Here is a 19,096-nt window from a genome sequence, read left to right on the forward strand (position 1 = left end):
CTGCGCATTTGCCGCCATGCTGTTCATGGCAACGGCCGCCCAGGCGCTGACCGCCGACGAAGCCCGGGCCATCGCCGCCGGCGATTCCGAAGCCCGCATCGCGGCGCTCAACAAGGCCGTCACCAGCGCCGACGAGAAGACCGCCGACTTCATCCAGGCGATGTCGGACGACGCGGTCAAGTACACCGAAGACAAGGTCTTCGTGATGAAGGACGACAAGGGCTACGACCCCGTGACCGGCGCCGAGCTCAAGGTGCCCGACACGGCCGAGGACGTGGTCAACAACAACCTGATGCGCGGCGCGCTCGATGCCGCGCAGGCCGCGCTCAAGCTCGGCAGCAAGGACGACGCGGTGCGCGCCGAGGCCGCGCAGGCGCTGTTCAAGGAGCCCGACGAATCGCGGCTGCCGCTGGTCGAGAAGGCGCTGGCCGCCGAGACCCACCCGAAGATCAAGGCGCAGCTCGAACTGGTGCGCGCCGCCAGCATGCTCGGCAGCGCCGACAAGGCCAAGCGCCTCGTGGCCGCGCGCGAACTCGGCGAGAGCCGCAGCCCCGACACCAAGCTGCTGCTCAACCAGCGCCTGGCCGACGAGACCGAGGCCGACGTGAAGGCCGCGATCGTGGCCTCCATCGCCAGCATCGACGGCTCGCTGGTCTGGGGCGACCGCCTCAATGCCGTGTTCAGCGGCGTCAGCCTGGGCTCGGTGCTGCTGCTGGCCGCGCTGGGCCTGGCCATCACCTACGGCCTGATGGGTGTCATCAACATGGCGCATGGCGAGCTGATGATGATCGGCGCCTACGCCACCTACGTGATGCAGGGCATCTTCCAGAAGTACCTGCCCGAGGCCGCCTTCGGCTGGTACCTGGTGGCCGCCATTCCGGTCTCGTTCCTGGCCTCGGCGCTGGTGGGCGCGGTGCTCGAGCGCGGCGTGATCCGCTTCCTCTACGGCCGCCCGCTCGAGACCCTGCTGGCCACCTGGGGCATCAGCCTGATGCTGCAGCAGCTGGTGCGCTCGCTGTTCGGCGCGCAGAACGTGGGCGTGGAGAACCCGGCCTGGATGAGCGGCGGCCTCTCGCTGCTGTCGAACGTCACGCTGCCGTGGAACCGCCTGTGCATCATCGTCTTCGCGGTGCTGGTGCTGCTGGCCATGGGCTGGCTGATCGGCCGCACGCGGCTGGGCCTATTCGTGCGCGGCGTCACGCAGAACCGCCCGATCGCCTCGTGCATGGGCGTGAACACCGCGCGCATCGATACCTACGCCTTCGCACTGGGCTCGGGCATCGCCGGCCTCGCGGGCTGCGCGCTGAGCCAGATCGGCAACGTCGGCCCCGACCTGGGCCAGAGCTACATCGTCGACAGCTTCATGGTGGTCGTGATGGGCGGCGTCGGCCAGCTCGCGGGCACGGTCTACGCGGCGCTGGGGCTGGGCATCCTCAACAAGTTCATCGAAGGCTGGGCGGGCGCGGTGCTCGCGAAGATCGCGGTGCTGGTTTTCATCATCATCTTCATCCAGAAGCGGCCGCAGGGCATCTTCGCGATGAAGGGCCGGAGCGCAGAGGCATGAGCAAGGTCGTACTTCCAACCAAGGGGCCGCTGCTGAGCGGCAAGGGCTGGACGGCCTTCTTCGTCGCGCTGATCGTGGTGTGCGCGGTGGCGCCGATGCTCAACATGTGGGTGCCGGTCGACAGCCCGCTGCACATGAGCGACTACGCGGTGGCGCTGGTCGGCAAGATCATGTGCTACGCGATCTGCGCGCTGGCCATGGACCTGATCTGGGGCTACACCGGCATTCTCTCGCTGGGCCACGGTCTCTTCTTCGCGCTCGGTGGCTACATGATGGGCATGTACCTCATGCGCCAGATCGGCCGCGACGGCAACTACAAGAGCGACCTGCCCGACTTCATGGTGTTCCTCGACTGGAAGACGCTGCCCTGGCACTGGACCTTCAGCGACAGCTTCATTGCCACCTTGGTCCTGATCGTCGCGGTGCCGGGCCTGATCGCCTTCGTGTTCGGCTTCTTCGCCTTCCGCTCGCGCATCAAGGGCGTGTATTTCTCGATCATCACGCAGGCCCTGACCTTCGCGGCCATGCTGCTGTTCTTCCGCAACGAGACCGGCTTCGGCGGCAACAACGGCTTCACCGACTTCAAGCGCATCCTCGGCATCCCGATCGCCACGCAGGAGATGCGCATGACCATCTTCGCGCTCACCGGCGTCACCCTGCTGGCCTTCTTCCTGTTCGCCAAGTGGCTGATCGCGAGCAAGTTCGGCCGCGTGCTGCAGGCCATCCGCGACGCCGAGTCGCGCGTGATGTTCTCGGGCTACAACCCGCTGCCCTACAAGCTCAGCATCTGGGTCATCTCGGCCGTGATGTGCGGCGTGGCCGGCGCGCTCTACGTGCCGCAGGTCGGCATCATCAACCCGAGCGAGATGAGCGCGGCCAACTCGATCGAGATCGCGATCTGGGCCGCGGTGGGCGGGCGTGCGACCCTGATCGGGCCGATCATCGGCGCCTTCATCGTCAACGGCGCGAAGAGCTGGCTCACGGTGGCCTATCCCGAGTACTGGCTGTACTTCCTCGGCGCGCTGTTCATCGCGGTCACGCTGTTCCTGCCGAACGGCATCGTGGGGCTGGTGCGCCAGTGGCTGTCGCGCGAGAAGGCGGCGCCCGTTGCGGCATCGTCGGCGCGCGCCGAGGCCCAGCGTTCGCTGGCAACGGAACAGGGCATGGAGCCGGAAGCGATCGCCGCGCCGCTGCATGCGGAACCGAAGGGAGCCCGCGCATGACGCCCGACCTGATGGAAGCCGGCGCCGAGCGCGCCGCACGCGCCAAGGGCCATCCGCACGACACCGGCGCCACCGAATCGGGCGGCCGCACGGCGGGCTTCAGCCGCATCGCGACGCCCGGCGAGGTCGACGTGACCCACGGCCGCATCCTCTACCTGGAAGACGTGAGCGTGAGCTTCGACGGCTTCAAGGCGATCAACAAGCTGTCGCTCGACATCGCGCCGGGCGAGCTGCGCTGCATCATCGGCCCCAACGGCGCGGGCAAGACCACGATGATGGACATCATCACCGGCAAGACCCGGCCCGACGAGGGCACGGTGTTCTTCGGCAGCACCATCGACCTGCTGCGCCACAAGGAGGCCGAGATCGCGCAGCTCGGCATCGGCCGCAAGTTCCAGAAGCCGACCGTGTTCGAGCACCTCACGGTGTTCGAGAACCTCGAGCTCGCGCTCAAGACCGACAAGGGCGTGCGCGCCTCGATGCTGTTCAGGCTCGACTCGGCGCAGAGCGACCGCCTCGCCGAGGTGCTCGAGACCATCCACCTCGCGGCCAGCGTGTCGCGCATGGCGGGCAACCTGAGCCACGGCCAGAAGCAGTGGCTCGAGATCGGCATGCTGCTGATGCAGGACCCGAAGCTCCTGCTGCTCGACGAACCCGTGGCCGGCATGACCGACGAGGAGACGGCGCGCACCGCCGAGCTGTTCCTCACGCTCAAGGGCAAGCATTCGCTGATGGTGGTGGAGCACGACATGAGCTTCATCCGCACCATCTCCGAGATCGTGACCGTGCTGTGCGACGGCTCGGTGCTCGCGCAGGGCTCGCTCGACGAGGTGCAGGCCGACGAGCGCGTGATCGAGGTCTACCTGGGCCGCTGAGGAAACCACGCCATGCTGACAGTCAAGAACATCCACCAGTACTACGGCGGCTCCCACATCCTGCGCGACGTGAGCTTCGAGGCCACGCTGGGCAAGGTCACGGTGCTGCTGGGCCGCAACGGCGTGGGCAAGACCACGCTGCTGAAGTCGCTGATGGGCCTGGTGCCGATCAAGAGCGGCAGCATCGAGCTCGAGGGCCGGCCGATCCACAAGGCCACGCCCTACGACCGCGCGCGCGCGGGCATCGGCTTCGTGCCGCAGGGCCGCGAGATCTTCGCGCGCCTCACGGTGGAGGAGAACCTGCGCATGGGCCTGGCCTACAAGCGCGGCGGCACGCCGATCCCGGCCGAGCTGTTCGAGCTGTTCCCGGTGCTCAAGCAGATGATCGGGCGCCGCGGCGGCGACCTCTCGGGCGGCCAGCAGCAGCAGCTCGCGATCGCGCGCGCGCTCGCGCCCAAGCCGAAGCTGCTGATCCTCGACGAGCCCACCGAGGGCATCCAGCCGAGCATCATCAAGGACATCGGCCGCGTGATCCGCATGCTGGCCGACCGCGGCGACATGGCGATCGTGCTGTGCGAGCAGTACTACGACTTCGCGCAGGATCTGGCCGACGACTACCTCGTGATGGAGCGCGGCGAGGTGATCGCGCGCGGCCTCGGCAAGGACATGGAGGCGCAGGGCGTGCGCCATCTGGTGGCGATCTGACGCCTCAGCGCGCCCAGTCGCGGCGCAGGTCGGCCGCGAGGCGCAGCAGCAGTTGCGCGTGCGCCTCGATGGCGTCCGTCGACACTTCCTCCGCGGTGGGGAAGCTCACGTTCATCGCATAGAGACTGCCCGAGGGCGCGCGCAGCGGCAGCGCCACCGCGGTCATGCCAGCGGCCCAGTTCGCGTGGCAGAAGCCGTGCTCGCGCACCGCGTCGAGCGCGGCCTCCACCCGCGGCTGCAGCACGCGCCATTCGGCGCCGTGCGCCTGCCGCAGCCGGCCCAGCAGGGCCTTGCGCTCGCCCGGCTGCATGCCGGCGAGGAAGGCGCAGCCCAGCGAGGTGCTCGCGATCGGGATCCGCGAGCCCGAGAGGATGCGCCGGAAGATCCCGAGCCGGCTCAGTCGCACCGATTCCAGGTAGACCATCTCGAGCTGGTCGGCCACCGCGAGGCCGACGTTGACGCGCCGGCCCTCGGCCAGCGCGCGCATCAGCGGCAGCGCGCGCGCCAGCGTGGCCTCCGAACTGCGGAAGGACAGCGCGAGGCTCAGGCAGGCGGCCGTGAGGCGGTAGCCGCGCTGCTCGAGGTCGTAGGCGAGAAAACCCGCATCCACCAGCGAACGCGTGAGCCGGCTGACCGTGGGCCGCGGCAGCTGCGCGCGGTCGGCCAGCTCGGCGTTGGTCAGCACGTCCACGCCATGCCGGAAGGCGCGCAGCAGCGCGAGGCCGCGTTCGAGCGAATGGCTGCCGGGCGTGCTGCGCACGAAGGTGCCGGTGGCCTGCGTGCGGGCGCGCGTCGAGCCGGCGGTGGAAGGGCGGGGCGTGGCCATGATTTCGTTCTCCGAAATTCTAAGGTTGTCGCCGCCGGGGCCCGCCGGAATACTGGCCGCATGCCCATCGCAGGGCGCAACGGACCAGGAGACACGCTTGGATTTCACGCAACTGAGGTACGCGGCGATCGGCCGCGTGGCCTCGATCACCTTCGACCGGCCCGACCGGCTCAATGCCTGGACGCCCACGCTCGAGGCCGAGCTGCGCGCGGCCGTCGCGCATGCCGAAGCCGACGACGCGGTGCGCGCCATCGTGCTCAGCGGCGCCGGCCGTGCCTTCTGCGCCGGCATGGACATGGCGGTGCTGTCCGACCCGGGCCGGCCGCCCGTGCCGCAGGCCGATTCCGACGACGACGCGGCGCAGCGCTACGGCTACCTCGGCGCGCTCGCCAAGCCGCTGATCGCCGCGATCAACGGCGCGGCCGCGGGCGTGGGCCTGTGCATCGCGCTGCATGCCGACCTGCGCTACGTGGCGGCTGGCGCCAAGCTCACGCTGCCCTATGCGCGCCGCGGCCTGGTGGCCGAGCACGGCACGGCCTGGCTGCTGCCGCGGCTGATCGGGCCGATGCATGCGGCCGACCTGCTGCTGACCGGCCGCACCTTGCAGGCCGAGGAGGCCGATCGCATGGGACTGGCCTGCCTGCTGCCGGCCGAAGGCTTTCTCGATGCGGTGCTCGCGCGCGCCACCGAGATCGCCGAGCTGAGTTCGCCGCGCGCGGTGCGCATCATCAAGCGGCAGCTGGTCGAGGCCCGCTACCAGACCCTCGGGCAGGCCACGCGCGTGGCCGATCGCGAGATCGCGGCCTGCCGCGACACCGAGGATTTTCGCGAGGGCGTGCGGCACTTCGTCGAGAAGCGCGCGCCCCGTTTCACGGGACGCTGAACCATGACGGACGACACGAACAGCAGCACCGCGCTGCCGCTGGCCGGCATCAAGGTCATCGAGCTCGGACAGAACATCGCCGGGCCCTACGCGGGCGAGATCCTGTCCTCGCTCGGCGCCGAGGTGGTGAAGATCGAGCGGCCCGGCACGGGCGACGACGCGCGCGGCTGGGGCCCGCCGTTCTGGCGCGGCACCGCGACCACCTTCCAGGCCATGAACCACGGCAAGAAGAGCATCGCGCTCGACCTCAAGGACCCGGCGCAGGCGCAATGGCTGCGCGAGCGCGCGGCCGAGGCCGACGTGTTCGTGCAGAACATGCGGCCCGGCTCGCTCGAGGAACTGGGGCTCGGCGCCGAAGCGCTGCGCGCGCTCAACCCGCGGCTGGTGTACTGCTCGCTCTGGGCCTTCGGTCACAAGGGGCCGATGCGCCTCGCGCCGGGCTACGAGCCGATGGTGCAGGCCTTCGCGGGCATCTTCAGCATCAACGGCGCAGAGAGCGGGCCGTCGGCGCGCGTGGGCATGCAGGTGCTCGACCTCGGCACCGGCGTCTGGGCCGCGCTGGGCTGCATCGCGGCATTGCTGCGCCGCGCTTCGACCGGGCAGGGCTGCGTGGTCGACACCTCGCTGTTCGAGACCGCGCTGGGCTGGCTGCAGGTGATGATGGCCGGCTTCCATGCCACCGGGAAGCAGCCCGAGCGGCACCGCAGCGGCAATCCCAACGTGGTGGTGTTCCAGGCGCTGCCGACCGGGGACGGCGAGATCGTGGTGGCCGCGGCCAACGACCGGCTGTTCGCCAAGCTCGCGCGCGCGGCCGGCCGCGAGGAATGGACGCGCGACGAGCGCTTCGCGAGCAATGCGCTGCGCGTGCAGCACAAGGCGCTGCTGATCCCCGCGCTCGAGGCCGTGTTCCGCACGCGCTCGACGCAGCAGTGGCTCGAGGCGCTCGAGGCCCTGGGCATTCCCTGCGCGCCGATCCAGGACTTCGCGCAGGTGCTCGCGCAGCCGCAGACCGAGGCCATCGGCATCTTCCAGACCATTCCCGGCGAGGAGCTGCGCATCGTCGGGCTGCCGCTGTCCTTCGATGGCGAGCGGCCGCGGGTGCGGCACCGCGCGCCCGGCGTGGGCGAGCACAACGAGGCGCTTGGCGCGAAGGCCCCGGGCTGAGCGCGCACCTCCAGCGACACCAACAACAGGAGACGACATGCAGAGAAGACAGTGCCTCGCCGCGCTCGCGGCCTTGCCGTTCGCGGCCGCGATGGCGGCGGACAACCACAAGCCGATCCAGATCGTCGTGCCCTTCGGCCCCGGCGGCTCGGGCGACATCTCGGCGCGCATGCTGGCCGAGTTCCTCACGCGCAAGACCGGCCGCGCGGTGGTGGTCGACAACCGCCCCGGCGGCAACGGCATCATCGGCGTGGAGGCGGTGCGCAATGCGCCGGCCGACGGCTCGGTGCTGCTGCTGGCCACCACCTCCACGCACCTGGCCAATCCCAGCCTGTTCCGCAAGCTGCCCTACGACCCCGGGCGCGACTTCCGGCTGGTCGGCTCCTTCGGGCCCGGCTCCACCTACATGCTGGTGCGGCCCGACGCGCCCTACAGGACGCTGCAGGACTTCGTCGCCGCCGCGAAGAAGGCGCCGGGCACGATCAACTACGGCCACTTCAACGCCACCTCCAAGGTCACGGCCGCGCTGTTCGCGCACGAAGCCGGCATCGAGCTCGCGGCGATTCCGTACAAGCAGGTGAGCCAGGCGATGTCGGAGCTGATCGCGGGCCAGATCCAGGTGGTGTTCACCGACACCGTGGCCGGCGATGCCTTCGTGGCCTCGGGCCAGTTGCGCGCGCTCGCGGTGCACAGCGACGCGCGGCTCAAGCGCTATCCCGAGCTGCCGCTGATCGCCGAGAGCTATCCGGGCTTCAGCATCCGCGGCGGCTTCCTCGGCATCGCGGTGCCGGCCGCCACGCCGGCGGCGCTGCAGCAGCAGCTCAACCAGTGGATCAACGAGGCCGTGACCACCGACCCGATCCGCGCGCGGCTCGAGGGCTTCGCCTTCGCGCCCGCGAAGGTCAGCCTGGCCGAGCTCGCGAGCTTCGAGCGCCAGGAGCGCGAGAAGTGGAAGGGCTACGTCGACATCGCGAAGCTGGAGGTGCAATGAGCGCGGTCGCTTCGGTGGAATCGGGCCATGCGCACGTGGCGCTGCTCGAGCTGCGGCGCGCGCCGTTCAACTACCTCGACGTGGCGCTGCTGCGCGAACTGGCCGACCGGCTCGCGCAGCTCGATGCCGATCCCGAGTGCCGCGTCGTCGTGCTGGCCGCCGAAGGCCGGGCCTTCAGCGCGGGCGCCGACTTCAGCGGCAAGGACGATGCGCGCGACCCCGCGCCGCTCTACGAGCAGGCCATGCGCCTGTTCGGCAACGCCAAGCCGCTGGTGGCCGCGGTGCATGGCCCGGCCATCGGCGCCGGGCTCGGCCTCGCGCTGGCGGCCGACTTCCGCGTGGGCTGCGCCGAGGCGCGCTTCAGCGCCAACTTCAACCGCCTCGGTTTCCATCCGGGCTTCGGCCTGAGCCTGACCTTGCCGCGCCTGGTCGGCGCGCAGCAGGCCGCGCTGCTGTTCTACACCGGGCGCCGCATCGGCGGCGAGGAGGCGCTGCGCATCGGGCTGGTCGACCAGCTGGTGCCGGCCGCTGAAGTGCGCACCAGCGCGCTGGCGCTCGCGGCCGAGATCGCGCTGTCGGCCCCGCTCGCGGTGGAATCGACGCGCGCGACCCTGCGGCGCGGCCTGGCCGAGGCGGTGGCCGCGGCGAACCGGCACGAGCGCGAGCTGCAGTGCGTGCAGTTCGCGAGCGAGGACTTCAAGGAGGGCGTGCAGGCCATGGCCGAACGCCGCGCGCCGCGCTTCCTGCGCCGTTGAGCGGCAGGGGCAAGAAGGTATCGGACGGGGCGCAAGACCTCATCAGCGTGCTTTAAGGGTTTACCCTAAAATCGGGCTTTGCCCGCGCTCGCCGGGCATTCCCCCCAGGAGCTCCGGCCTTGAACGCCCCACCATCCGCCCTCGAAGGCGCGGACACCCCCGCCATCCCGCCCGTCTCGTCGGCCCGGTTCCTGCGCGCCGTGCTCGCGCTCGGCGTCGGCGGCTTCGCCATCGGCACCGGCGAGTTCGTGATCATGGGCCTCTTGCCCGAGGTCGCGAACGACATCGCCGTCAGCATCCCGCAGGCAGGCCACGTGATCAGCGCCTATGCGCTGGGCGTGGTCATCGGCGCGCCCGTGCTCGCGGTGCTCGCGGCCGGCTGGCGCCGCCGCGCCTTGCTGATCGCGCTGATGGCCGTGTTCGCGGCCGGCAACTTCGCGAGCGCGATGGCGCCCGGCTACACCTCGCTGAACCTGCTGCGCTTCGCCACCGGGCTGCCGCACGGCACCTACTTCGGCGTGGCCGCGCTGGTGGCCGCCACGCTCGCGCCGCCCGGGCGCCGCGCGCGCGCCGTGGGGCTGGTGATGCTGGGGCTCACGGGCGCCACGCTGGTCGGCGTGCCGATCGCGGCCTGGCTCGGCCAGCTGTTCGGCTGGCGCGCGGCCTTCGTGTTCGTGGGCGTGATCGCGCTCATCGCCGTGGTGCTGCTGCGCCGCGACATCCCCGACCTCGCCGCGCCCGCGGGTGCCAGCCCCTGGCGCGAACTCGGCGCGCTCAAGCGCAAGCAGGTCTGGTTCACGCTGGGCATCGGCGCCATCGGCTTCGGCGGCATGTTCTCGGTGTTCAGCTACATCAAGCCCACGCTGATCGAGGTGGCCGGCATGCCGCTGGGCGGCGTGCCCTTCGTGCTCGCGCTGTTCGGGCTCGGCATGGTGGTCGGCAACCTGGTCGGCGCGCGGCTGGCCGACAAGTCGCTGATGCGCACCATCGGCGGCCTGATGGCCTATGCGGCGCTGGTGCTGGCGCTGTTCGTCTTCTCGGCCCACAACATCTACACCGCGGGCTTCAACGTGTTCCTGATCGGCACCACCGTGGCCATCGGCCCGGCGCTGCAGATCCGGCTGATGGACGTGGCCGGCGATGCGCAGACCCTGGCGGCCGCGCTCAACCACTCGGCCTTCAACATGGCCAATGCGCTCGGCGCCTGGCTCGGCGGCGTGGCGATCGCCGCCGGCCTGGGCTGGACCTCGACCGGCTGGGTCGGCGCGCTGCTCGCGCTCGCGGGCATGGGCGTCTTCTGCTGGGCCGTGGCGAGCGCGCGCGCCGATGCGCGGCGGCCGCGCGTGGCGGCCTGCGAAGGCTGAAGTCCTAGCGCGGCTGCAGCTGCTCGCGCAGGATGCGCCGGATCTCGAGGATCGCGAGCGGGTTCTCCTGCACGCTGTGCGCCGACGGGATCACCAGCTCCGAGGCCGCGCCGTCGAGGTGCGCGCTGGCATAGGGCACGATGCCGTCGCTCGACAGGGCCTGCGCCAGGCCCGGCGTGTCGTTGCCGATGATCGAGTGGAAGCGCACGCGCGGATTCATCGGCAGGCCCGAGGAGAGCCGCACGAAGGGATCGCGGTCGCTGAGGTTGTCGATGCTGTTGGGAATGCGCAGCGGCCCCGCGTCCTGCCGGCCCGGCGCGATGCGGATCAGCTCGCGCGAGATGTCGCTCAACTGCCCCAGCATCGCCACCGGCAGCGTGATCAGGTTGGCGACCCAGCGCGAGATGCGGTTGTTGGCGAAGTCGGTGCCGCGGTGCGGCGAGGCGATGAAGATCGCGTCGCTGACCTGCGGCAGCGGCTCGAAGCGCAGGTAGGGCGCGAGCTTCTCCTCGATGCGCCGCTGCTGCGCGCCCGGCATCGGGTAGCTGGCCAGCAGCGCGTCCCAGAGCTTGTCCTGCGACGACGACACCATCAGCCGCGACAGCACGCCGCCCATGCTGTGGCCGATCAGCGTGATGTCCTTCGAGGCCGGGGCCTGGCCCGTGGGATCGAAGTGCTGCAGCGTCTGCGTCACGGCCTCGCGGATCGCGAAGTTGTTGAGCGGCAGCGGCGCATTGGTCGGGTAGTAGACCTGCCAGATCTGGTAGCGGCGGCGCAGCGTCTCGTCGCCGAGCACCTCGTTGGCCACGTTGATCCAGGCCTCGGGGCTGCTCGCGAGGCCGTGCAGCATGATGACCGTGCGGCGCTCCGGGTCGTAGGGCTGCATCAGGTAGATGCGCGGCTGCGTGAGTCCGTCGCGACCGCCGAACAGGCTGCGCAGCGCCTGCAGCGCGAAGTCGGAGCGGGCCAGCCACAGGCCGTAGCCCGAGGTGAAGTTGGCGGCCAGCGGCACCTCCTGCCCGGCCAGCTGCACGTTGGCCGTGCGATAGGGGTCGTAGGCCGCGATGCGCAGCCTGCGCGTGGCCAGCACCTCGGCGAGGTTGCCGCCCTCGAACAGCAGCAGCGCGGTGACGGCGGGGAAGGGCATCTCGCGGTAGGGCGGGCGCGGCTCGGCGGTATCGCGCGCGGGCGCCTTCTCGTCGGTGCGCTGGCTGTCGGCCGCCACCAGCTCGGCGCCGAAGCCGTCGCGCCGGTAGGTGTTGCGCAGGCCCGAGAAGGTCAGCGAGGCGGCGGGGATCAGCTCGTCGGGCAGCGGCGCGTCGGCGGGCAGGCGCAGGCCCGACACGTCGGCCTCGATGCGCCAGTCGCCCACGCGCGGCACCTGCGGTTGGGCCGCGCCGTTGCGCCGCGCGCCGCGGTACAGGCCCGTGATGGCCTGCTGCACCGCGTAGTTGTAGTAGTCGCGCACCTGCGTCTGCCGGTCCTCGAAGGCACGGTCGCGCGGCTTGCGCGCGGTGAAGAACAGGTAGGCATAGGCATGGCGCGCGCTCTCGAGCCAGGCCTCGATGGCGGCGGTATCGGCGCTCGAGCCCGGCGGCGTCGCGCTGCCGCTCTTCTCGGCCGCGATCGCCACCTGCAGCCACACCTCCGACAGCGCCGACAGCCGCTGCTCGTCGCTCAGGCCCGGCGAGTCGGCCAGTGCGCTGCGGCAGGCCGGGCCGTCCTTGCCGCACAGCTCGGCATCGGAGCCGATCACGCGCAGCACCTCCTCGGCCGAGGTGCTGAGCCGGCCCGTGGTGAGCACGTCGCCGCGGCGCTGCGCGAGGTATTCGGCGGGCGAGATCGAGCCCACCTTCACGCCCGCGCAGCCCGCGAGCAGCGCGGCGGCGCACAGCAGGGCCGCCAGGCCGGAGAGACGCGCGCGCATCGTCACGGGGCCTCGGCGCCCGGCAGCCCCTGCCGGATCGCGCGCGAGAAATCGACGCCCGGAGTGGCATCGCTCGCGATCGCGCGCTGCGTGATGCGTCCGTCCGCGCGCAGCGCATCGAGGCTGTAGCCCGGCGTGAGCCCGCCCACGTCGTACAGGTAGTCGGGCAGGTAGCCCGAGGCCAGCAGCCGCCAGTCCATCGGCAGGCCCGGCACGATGCGCCTGGCGAGGTCGTAGACGATGGTGGTGCAGTTGGCCGTGAGCGTGTTGTAGAAGCTCGGCGCGCGCAGCAGCGCGGCGCTCTGGTCGAGGTAGGCCAGGAACAGCGAGCGCATCTCGGCCTGTGGCAGCCGCACGCGGTACATGTGGACGTCCTCGCCGCGCACGTTGGTGCGCACGCGCAGCACGTCGCGCTCCTCGGCCGCGACCAGGCTCAGCTCGAAGCGCCGGAAGAAGCCCCCGATCGACGAGAAGCTCTCGCCGCGCTCCTTGCGGATCTCGATCGAGAAGGTGAGGAAGCGGCCGTCGTCGAAGCCGAAGGACACCAGCGTGTGCGCGATCGCCGGGCCCATCCAGTACGAGACCGAGACGTCGACCGAGCGCAGGCGCTCAAGGTCGTAGCGGCGCGTTTCCCAGCGCGGCGTGTAGTCGGTGTCGCTGCGCCAGTCGAAGTTGCGCACGTTCTCGAGCGTGACCACGTTGCCGTCGACGCGCGCCACCAGTTGGCGCGCGACGTCGTCGGCCCAGTCGCGCTGCTGCAGCGGCACGATGGTGTTCCACCAGCCCAGCAGCAGCGCGAAGCCGGCCGCGTAGGACAGCAGGGCGCGCGCGGCCCGGCCGCGCCACAGCAGTACCAGGGCCGCGAGGCCGAAGCCGCTCCAGAGCACGGCGGCGGCGACCTTGCCCGTCTCGCCCACGGGCAACTGGTACCAGAGCGCGAGGCAGGCCCAGCCCGTCGACAGCAGCAGAACCAGCGAGGCCGCGACGCGGCCAACGATGCGCAGCAAGGTCCGGAACCCGGAGGCGGAATGCGTGATGGCTTGGGAGGGGGAGGGGCTCATTCGGGAAACGCGTGGATCGGCGCCGAGCTTAAACGCAGTCCCGCGCGCCGACCGCGACCGCGCGCGATGTGCCGCAACGAAGACGGGATCGGCTGCCCGATCCCGTCTTCAGCCGCTAAGGGCGCACCGCCGTCCTCGCGTGCAGCAGCGCCGCGAAGTGGCGCAGCTCGGCCGCATTGAGGTCCGACACGGCCCAGGCCTGCATGCCGCCCTGGGTCCAGTGCGCGAGCTGGTAGCCCTGCCGGGTCGAGAAGGCCGGGGCCTGCGGCTTCGCATCGGCCATGGGCCAGACGAAGACATTGATGACGTGCGGACCCGAGCGATAGACCAGCGCCGCCACCGTGCGCCCGTCGAGGTAGTCGAGCCGCCCGCCCGTCAGCGCGAAGCCTTCGGCGGCGAGGTCCACCACCGGCGGCGAGAAGTCGAGCTTGCCGGCGAACCAGGGCTTGACCGTGTGCTGGTCGGTGGAGGCCACGTCGGCCAGGTGCGAGGCCATCAGCGAGCGCACGTGGTTGGCCGTGACCTGCGCGCCGAGCAGCTCGAGGGGCGCCGGCGATGCCAGCAGCACCAGCGCCAGGCCCCAGGCCGCGGCCGCGCCGGTTCCGAATCCGAGCAGGCCCTGCCACCAGCCGTGACGGCGCGGCGCCGGCGTTGCGGGTGCGCCGGCCTCGGCGCGCACCGACAGCGCGATGCGCTCGGCCAGGCCGGCGGGCGGCGCATGGCGCGTGGCGTGCTGTCGCATCAGCGCTCCCAGCTCTTCGTCAGGAATTGGCATGCCGTGTCCTTTCCCGCGTCGGGCCCGGGCGCTCGTCGCGCAGGCTCTCGCGCAGCAGGGCCCGCGCGCGCGACAGCCGCGACATCACGGTGCCCAGCGGCACGCCGGCGATGCGTGCGATGTCTTCATAGCGCAGCTCCTCCAGTTCGCGCAGCACGATCGCTTCGCGGTAGACCGCGGGCAGGGCGTCGATCGCTGCATTGACGCGCTCGCCCTGCACGCGCCGCTCCCACAGCCGCGCGGGATCGCCGGCCTCCGGCGCCGTCGCGTCGGCCGACTCGCTGTCGCGCAGCTCGTCGAACTCCACCTGGTCGGCCAGCTGCCGGTTCTGCCGCATCCAGTCGTAGCACGCGTTGCGCACGATGCCCAGCAGCCAGGGCCGCGCGTTCTCGCCGCGCAGCCCGTCGAAGAAACGGAAGGCCCGCAGGTAGGCCTCCTGCACCGCGTCCTCGGCCAGGCGGTCGTCGCGCAGCAGCCAGCGCGCGAGATTCCAGGCCGCATCGAGATGCGGCAGGGCGGCGGCTTCGAACTGGCGGGTGCGGTCGGTCAAGGGACGTGCTTTGGGGGCATGACGCGGCGGGCGCGCGTTTTATTCCAGCCCTGCGCGAAAAAATTTCGGGGAATAGACGAAGGGCACCGCGCGTCATGCCCTGTGCCGATTCTCTTCCTCTCTTCTTTCAGGAGTGTTCCCCCATGACCGCCTTTCCAGGATTCGCACGCCTGCTCGCCGTTCTCGCGGCCTCCGGCGCCCTGGCCTTCCCGGCGCTGGCCGCCGGCCCCAAGGCCTACGTCGGCAACTTCAAGGACAGCACGCTCAGCGTGATCGACACCGGCAGCGAGCGCGTGCTCGCCACCGTGCCGGTGGCCGCGGGGCCCGACGGCATCGTGATCTCCCCGAACGGCCAACGCGTGTTCGTCAGCGGCTCCAGCGCCTCGGCGGTGAGCGAGATCGACGCCGCGACCGACCGCGTGACGCACAGCATCGAGGTCGGCCAGGGACCGCAGGGCCTCGCCACCACGGCCGATGGCCGCTGGGTGCTGGTGGCCGTCAACGGCGACGACCGCGTGGCCTTCATCGACACCGCGACCCATGCCGTGGCCGCGAGCGTGGCCGTGCCCAAGCCGCACACCATCGCCGTGCGCCCCGATGGCCGGCAGGCCTACGTGGCCTCGCAGGCGCCGGGCCATTTCGCGCTCGTGGTGCTCGACCTGGCGACGCGCAAGGCGGTCTCGGAGATCGCGCTCGACAAGCCGCCGCGCGACCTCGAGTTCGGCCCCGACGGCAAGGCGCTCTACCTGACGCTGGCGGGCGTTCTCGCGGTGCAGGTGCTGGACGCGACCACCAACCAGTGGCTGGCGCCGATTCCCACCGGCGTGTCGCCCCACATCGCGCAGCACTTCGCGGGCATGGCGAGCGGCGTGGTCGTGGTGCAGGGGCCGGGCGAGGTGATGCTGTTCGACCCCGCGACGCGCACGCCGGGCCGCAGCATCGCCGTGGGCAAGCAGCCGCACTGGCTCGACATCTCGGCCGACGGCGGGAAGCTGTGGGTCAGCAACGAGGGCTCGAACGACGTCAGCGTGATCGATCTGGCCGGGGGGCCGTCGCACACGGTGGCGGTCGGCAATGCCCCGCGCAAGGTGGCGGTGCAGCGCGGCGCGCCGGCCGGGCATGCGGGCGGCTCGGCCCACGTGACGATCCGCAACTTCGCCTTCGAGCCGGCGCAGATCACCGTGAAGGTGGGCCAGCCCGTGCGCTGGAAGAACGACGACGGCGCGCCCCATGGCGTGGTGTTCAAGAACGGCCCCGCGGGCATGGACCTGATGCTGCCGGGCCAGGGCTTCACGCAGACCTTCGACAAGCCCGGTGTCTACGACTATGCCTGCTCGGTGCATCCCTACATGACGGCACGCGTCACGGTGATTGCACCCTGACGTGCAGGCCTCGGGCGGCCTGCCTATGATGGTCGTGCAGCCACGCGCGCCTGCGCGGTTCGGCCGTTTCACAGGAACCATCCACCATGAGCATTCCCACCACCCGCCTGGGCCGCACCGGCCTGACCGTCTCGCGGCTCGCGCTCGGCACCATGACCTTCGGCCTGCAGACCGACGAGGCCGTGTCGCACCGCATCCTCGACAAGGCCGCCGAGGGCGGCATCAACTTCCTCGACACCGCCGACGTCTACCCGCTGGGCGGCACGGTCGAGACCACGGGCCGCACCGAGGAGATCATCGGCAACTGGCTCGAGAAGCAGGGCCCCGCGGGCCGCCGGCGCTTCGTGGTCGCGACCAAGGCGGTCAACAAGGTCGGTCCCAATCCCTGGGACCAGGGCGCCTCGCGCAAGCACCTGCTCGATGCCATCGACCTCTCGCTCAAGCGGCTGAAGACCGATCACGTCGATCTCTATCAGCTGCACATGGACGACCGCGAGACGCCGCTCGAGGAGAGCATCGAGGCGCTCGACACCATCGTGAAGTCGGGCCGCGCGCGCTATGTGGGCGTGTCGAACTTCCTGGCCTACCGGCTCGCGCGCGCGCTCGGCAAGGCCGACCTGCTGCGGCTCACGCGCTTCGTCTCGGTGCAGCCGCGCTACAGCCTGCTGTTCCGCGAGATCGAGCGTGAGCTGCTGCCGCTCGCGAGCGAGGAAGGGCTGGGCGTGATCCCCTACAACCCGCTGGCCGGCGGCCTGCTCACCGGCAAGTACAAGCCCGGCGCCAGCCCCGAGGCGAACACGCGCTTCACGCTCGGCACGGCCGGCAACATGTACCAGGACCGCTACTGGAACGAGCGCAGCTTCAACACCGTGACGCAGCTGCATGCGCTGGCCGACGAGGCGGGCGTGCCGCTCGCGACGCTGGCCGTGGCCTGGGTGATGGCGAACCCGCTGATCACCGCGCCGCTGCTCGGCGCGAGCCGGCCCGAGCAGCTCGACGCGACGCTCGCGGCGGCCGAGTACCAGCTCGACCCGGCGCTCAAGCAGAAGCTCGACGAGCTGACGGCCGAGTACCGCAAGGGCGACGCGCCGCGCTGAACGCGGCCGACGCCGCCTTGCGCCTCAGCGCCAGCCGCGGTGCCAGCCCGCGTGCGGGTTGTACCAGCCCCAGCCGTAGTGCGGGTGGTAGCGCCAGCCCCAGCCGGGGCCGGGCGAGACGTAGGTCGGGCCGACGATGGCCACGCCCACCGGCGGTTCGATCGGCGCGGCATACACGGCCGCGCCGTGCACCGGCCCCACCGGTGCCACCACGCAGGCACCGAGACTGGCCGCCGCGGCAAGGGCTGCGGCTATCGCTGCGAATTTCATGGGTCGCTCCTGTCAATGCGTTGTTGAAGACTTCGGCTTCTTCAATGCCGCGGGCGGTCCCGAAGCCGACGCGGCGGCGGTAAAGATTTCTTAGCGCGCGCCAACTGACAGCTTTGTCAGGAAGTCGACAGCGAGCGGTTGGAAGGCGGGTCCTAGAGTGGCCGCACCATGGCTCGCTTCGCCGCTCCCCCCTTCTCCGATCTTCCGCGCCGCGCCCTGCGCGCGCCCGCCGCGGCCGCGCTGGCCGCGCTGCTGCTCGCGGGCTGCGCGGTCGGCCCCGACTACGTGCGGCCGGCGATGGAACTGCCCGCGGCCTACAAGGAAGACGGCCCGTGGAAGACCGCCACGCCGCGGGCCATCGATCCCTCGCACCCCTGGTGGGAAGCCTTCGGCGACACCACGCTCAACGCGCTGGTGGTGCAGGCCAATGCCGCCAACCAGAACATCCGCCAGGCCGAGGCCCAGTACCGCGAGGCGCGCGCGCTGGCCTCGGCCGCGCGCGCCGGCTTCTATCCCACCCTCGGCCTGAACGCCGGCGCCAACCGCGCGCAGACCAACAGCACCGGCAGCATCGAGCGCCGCACCACCGACACCTTGGGCCTCGCCGCGAGCTGGGAGCCCGACGTCTGGGGCGCGGTGCGCCGCTCGGTCGAGGCCGGCGACGCCAGCACGCAGGCCAGCGCCGACGACCTCGCGGGCGCGCGCCTGAGCATCCAGACCACGCTGGCGCAGGACTACCTGCAGCTGCGCGCCATCGACCTGCAGCGCGCGCTCTACGCCACCACCACCGCCGCCTATGCGCGCGCGCTCGAGCTCACGCAGCACCAGTACGCGGCCGGCACCGTGCTGCGCTCCGACGTGGCACTGGCCGAGAGCCAGCTGCGCACCGCGCAGGCGCAGGGCGTGGATCTCGAGGCGCAGCGCGCCCAGCTCGAGCATGCGATCGCGGTGCTGACGGGCCAGGCGCCGGCACGCTTCTCGCTGGCCGCGCTGCCGGCCAGCGAGAACCCCGCGCTCGCCAATGCCGGCACGCTCGGCGTCCGGCTGCCGCTCGCGCCCGCGGGCCTGCCCTCGGAACTGCTCGAGCGCCGCCCCGACATCGCCGCGGCCGAGCGCCGCGTGCAGGCCGCCAATGCGCAGATCGGCGTGGCCAAGGCCGCCTACTTCCCGCAGATCGTGCTGAGCGCGAGCGGCGGCTTCAGCGCCGGCAGGCTGGCTTCGCTGTTCGACACGCCGAGCCGCGTCTGGTCGCTGGGCGCGGTGCTCGCGCAGACCGTGTTCGACGGCGGCCTGCGCAAGGCCCACAGCGAGCAGGCCGTGGCCGCCTACGACGCCTCGGTCGCGCTCTACAAGCAGACCGTGCTCGGCGGCTTCCAGCAGGTCGAGGACAACCTCGCCACCCTGCGCGTGCTCGACCACGAATCGCAGTTGCAGGCGCAGGCCGTGCAGGCCGCGCAGACAGCCGAGCGCCTCGCGCTGGCCCAGTACCGCGCCGGCACCGCCACCTACCTGAGCGTGGTGACCGCGCAGCAGCTCTCGCTGACCAACCAGCGCACGGCCGCGCAACTGCTGGCGCGCCAGCTCGCCGCCAGCGTGGCGCTGATCGCGGCCACCGGGGGCGGCTGGCATGCCGATGCCGCCGATGCCGCCACCACCGCCGCCGCAACGACTTCCGGAACCTGAT

18 protein-coding genes are annotated in these 19,096 nt (G+C 71.3%); 12 read left to right on the top strand and 6 right to left on the bottom strand.

Annotated features, from left to right (window positions below; translation table 11 throughout):
- The first annotated feature begins 16 nt into the window (after positions 1 to 16).
- From urtB to urtE, 4 genes are read left to right on the top strand one after another with little or no spacing between them, the layout of a single operon-like run.
- Positions 17 to 1,564 carry an urea ABC transporter permease subunit UrtB gene (gene urtB / locus ACEN9J_RS27355; RefSeq protein ID WP_413762559.1) on the top strand — a complete coding sequence of 516 codons (1,548 nt, stop codon included), beginning with the start codon at positions 17 to 19 and terminating at the stop codon, positions 1,562 to 1,564.
- Positions 1,561 to 2,787 (top strand): urea ABC transporter permease subunit UrtC, encoded by a 1,227-nt coding sequence (gene urtC / locus ACEN9J_RS27360; RefSeq protein ID WP_413762560.1) that lies wholly within the window; start codon positions 1,561 to 1,563, stop codon positions 2,785 to 2,787. Before urtB ends, urtC begins: the two co-directional genes overlap by 4 nt.
- Complete coding sequence (gene urtD, locus ACEN9J_RS27365) at positions 2,784 to 3,662, top strand: urea ABC transporter ATP-binding protein UrtD (protein WP_208507805.1); 879 nt, start codon at positions 2,784 to 2,786, stop codon at positions 3,660 to 3,662. Before urtC ends, urtD begins: the two co-directional genes overlap by 4 nt.
- Positions 3,663 to 3,674: 12 nt before the next feature.
- Positions 3,675 to 4,367, top strand: a complete 693-nt coding sequence (urtE, locus tag ACEN9J_RS27370) for an urea ABC transporter ATP-binding subunit UrtE (RefSeq protein WP_413762561.1) — start codon at positions 3,675 to 3,677, stop codon at positions 4,365 to 4,367.
- A 4-nt stretch (positions 4,368 to 4,371) separates the two neighbouring features.
- Here the strand turns inward: urtE and ACEN9J_RS27375 are convergent, their stop codons facing one another.
- Positions 4,372 to 5,193, bottom strand: coding sequence for an IclR family transcriptional regulator (locus ACEN9J_RS27375; protein ID WP_296726265.1), 822 nt, complete (start codon positions 5,191 to 5,193; stop codon positions 4,372 to 4,374).
- A 97-nt stretch (positions 5,194 to 5,290) separates the two neighbouring features.
- Here ACEN9J_RS27375 and ACEN9J_RS27380 point away from each other — a divergent pair, with 97 nt between their 5' ends.
- The 5 genes from ACEN9J_RS27380 to ACEN9J_RS27400 all read left to right on the top strand — a co-directional run bounded on the left by ACEN9J_RS27380 (position 5,291) and on the right by ACEN9J_RS27400 (position 10,350).
- The gene (locus ACEN9J_RS27380; RefSeq protein WP_413762562.1) at positions 5,291 to 6,076 is read left to right on the top strand and encodes an enoyl-CoA hydratase-related protein; all 786 of its coding nucleotides are present in this window, start codon (positions 5,291 to 5,293) and stop codon (positions 6,074 to 6,076) included.
- 3 nt (positions 6,077 to 6,079) lie between these two features.
- Positions 6,080 to 7,240 carry a CaiB/BaiF CoA transferase family protein gene (locus tag ACEN9J_RS27385; protein WP_413762563.1) on the top strand — a complete coding sequence of 387 codons (1,161 nt, stop codon included), beginning with the start codon at positions 6,080 to 6,082 and terminating at the stop codon, positions 7,238 to 7,240.
- Positions 7,241 to 7,277: 37 nt separating this feature from the next.
- Entirely contained in the window at positions 7,278 to 8,231 is a 954-nt protein-coding gene (locus ACEN9J_RS27390; protein ID WP_057594405.1) for a Bug family tripartite tricarboxylate transporter substrate binding protein, read from the top strand.
- Positions 8,228 to 8,986, top strand: a complete 759-nt coding sequence (locus ACEN9J_RS27395; RefSeq protein WP_413762564.1) for an enoyl-CoA hydratase/isomerase family protein — start codon at positions 8,228 to 8,230, stop codon at positions 8,984 to 8,986. The genes ACEN9J_RS27390 and ACEN9J_RS27395 overlap by 4 nt, the downstream gene beginning before the upstream one ends.
- Before the next feature lie 119 nt (positions 8,987 to 9,105).
- Positions 9,106 to 10,350, top strand: coding sequence for an MFS transporter (locus ACEN9J_RS27400; RefSeq protein WP_082321706.1), 1,245 nt, complete (start codon positions 9,106 to 9,108; stop codon positions 10,348 to 10,350).
- A gap of 4 nt (positions 10,351 to 10,354) precedes the next feature.
- On the opposite strand, the gene ACEN9J_RS27405 is transcribed toward ACEN9J_RS27400, so the two are convergent.
- The 4 genes from ACEN9J_RS27405 to ACEN9J_RS27420 form a co-directional block, all read right to left on the bottom strand.
- Positions 10,355 to 12,277 (bottom strand): esterase/lipase family protein, encoded by a 1,923-nt coding sequence (locus tag ACEN9J_RS27405; protein ID WP_413762565.1) that lies wholly within the window; start codon positions 12,275 to 12,277, stop codon positions 10,355 to 10,357.
- Positions 12,278 to 12,279: 2 nt separating this feature from the next.
- Complete coding sequence (locus ACEN9J_RS27410; RefSeq protein WP_413762566.1) at positions 12,280 to 13,338, bottom strand: DUF4105 domain-containing protein; 1,059 nt, start codon at positions 13,336 to 13,338, stop codon at positions 12,280 to 12,282.
- 115 nt (positions 13,339 to 13,453) lie between these two features.
- Entirely contained in the window at positions 13,454 to 14,113 is a 660-nt protein-coding gene (locus tag ACEN9J_RS27415; protein WP_413762567.1) for an anti-sigma factor family protein, read from the bottom strand.
- Positions 14,100 to 14,663 (bottom strand): sigma-70 family RNA polymerase sigma factor, encoded by a 564-nt coding sequence (locus ACEN9J_RS27420; protein WP_057594401.1) that lies wholly within the window; start codon positions 14,661 to 14,663, stop codon positions 14,100 to 14,102. The genes ACEN9J_RS27415 and ACEN9J_RS27420 overlap by 14 nt, the downstream gene beginning before the upstream one ends.
- 143 nt (positions 14,664 to 14,806) lie before the next feature.
- On the opposite strand from ACEN9J_RS27420, the gene ACEN9J_RS27425 reads away from it, so the two are divergent.
- Together ACEN9J_RS27425 and ACEN9J_RS27430 are read left to right on the top strand one after the other, a co-directional pair.
- Positions 14,807 to 16,045: a plastocyanin/azurin family copper-binding protein gene (locus ACEN9J_RS27425; RefSeq protein ID WP_413762568.1), complete on the top strand. Its 1,239-nt coding sequence runs from the start codon at positions 14,807 to 14,809 to the stop codon at positions 16,043 to 16,045.
- Between the two features lie 86 nt (positions 16,046 to 16,131).
- On the top strand, positions 16,132 to 17,142 hold the full coding sequence (locus ACEN9J_RS27430) for an aldo/keto reductase (protein ID WP_057594399.1): 1,011 nt from the start codon (positions 16,132 to 16,134) through the stop codon (positions 17,140 to 17,142).
- A 24-nt stretch (positions 17,143 to 17,166) separates the two neighbouring features.
- Here ACEN9J_RS27430 and ACEN9J_RS27435 read toward each other — a convergent pair whose 3' ends face one another.
- Entirely contained in the window at positions 17,167 to 17,412 is a 246-nt protein-coding gene (locus ACEN9J_RS27435; protein WP_413762569.1) for a hypothetical protein, read from the bottom strand.
- 168 nt (positions 17,413 to 17,580) lie between these two features.
- On the opposite strand from ACEN9J_RS27435, the gene ACEN9J_RS27440 reads away from it, so the two are divergent.
- A complete protein-coding gene (locus ACEN9J_RS27440) occupies positions 17,581 to 19,095 on the top strand; it encodes an efflux transporter outer membrane subunit (protein ID WP_413762570.1) in 1,515 nt (504 codons plus the stop codon).
- Position 19,096: the final 1 nt, after the last annotated feature.

Origin of the sequence: Variovorax sp. Varisp41, from assembly GCF_047325085.1 — a bacterium.
Classification (GTDB): Bacteria; Pseudomonadota; Gammaproteobacteria; order Burkholderiales; family Burkholderiaceae_C; genus Variovorax.

Bases quoted from the DNA above. Each gene is read 5' to 3' on its own strand.
- urtB (WP_413762559.1), top strand. From the start codon at position 17: ATGCTGTTCATGGCAACGGCCGCCCAGGCGCTGACCGCCGACGAAGCC.
- urtC (WP_413762560.1), top strand. From the start codon at position 1,561: ATGAGCAAGGTCGTACTTCCAACCAAGGGGCCGCTGCTGAGCGGCAAG.
- urtD (WP_208507805.1), top strand. From the start codon at position 2,784: ATGACGCCCGACCTGATGGAAGCCGGCGCCGAGCGCGCCGCACGCGCC.
- urtE (WP_413762561.1), top strand. From the start codon at position 3,675: ATGCTGACAGTCAAGAACATCCACCAGTACTACGGCGGCTCCCACATC.
- ACEN9J_RS27375 (WP_296726265.1), bottom strand. From the start codon at position 5,193: ATGGCCACGCCCCGCCCTTCCACCGCCGGCTCGACGCGCGCCCGCACG.
- ACEN9J_RS27385 (WP_413762563.1), top strand. From the start codon at position 6,080: ATGACGGACGACACGAACAGCAGCACCGCGCTGCCGCTGGCCGGCATC.
- ACEN9J_RS27390 (WP_057594405.1), top strand. From the start codon at position 7,278: ATGCAGAGAAGACAGTGCCTCGCCGCGCTCGCGGCCTTGCCGTTCGCG.
- ACEN9J_RS27395 (WP_413762564.1), top strand. From the start codon at position 8,228: ATGAGCGCGGTCGCTTCGGTGGAATCGGGCCATGCGCACGTGGCGCTG.
- ACEN9J_RS27405 (WP_413762565.1), bottom strand. From the start codon at position 12,277: ATGCGCGCGCGTCTCTCCGGCCTGGCGGCCCTGCTGTGCGCCGCCGCG.
- ACEN9J_RS27410 (WP_413762566.1), bottom strand. From the start codon at position 13,338: ATGAGCCCCTCCCCCTCCCAAGCCATCACGCATTCCGCCTCCGGGTTC.
- ACEN9J_RS27415 (WP_413762567.1), bottom strand. From the start codon at position 14,113: ATGCCAATTCCTGACGAAGAGCTGGGAGCGCTGATGCGACAGCACGCC.
- ACEN9J_RS27425 (WP_413762568.1), top strand. From the start codon at position 14,807: ATGACCGCCTTTCCAGGATTCGCACGCCTGCTCGCCGTTCTCGCGGCC.
- ACEN9J_RS27430 (WP_057594399.1), top strand. From the start codon at position 16,132: ATGAGCATTCCCACCACCCGCCTGGGCCGCACCGGCCTGACCGTCTCG.
- ACEN9J_RS27435 (WP_413762569.1), bottom strand. From the start codon at position 17,412: ATGAAATTCGCAGCGATAGCCGCAGCCCTTGCCGCGGCGGCCAGTCTC.
- ACEN9J_RS27440 (WP_413762570.1), top strand. From the start codon at position 17,581: ATGGCTCGCTTCGCCGCTCCCCCCTTCTCCGATCTTCCGCGCCGCGCC.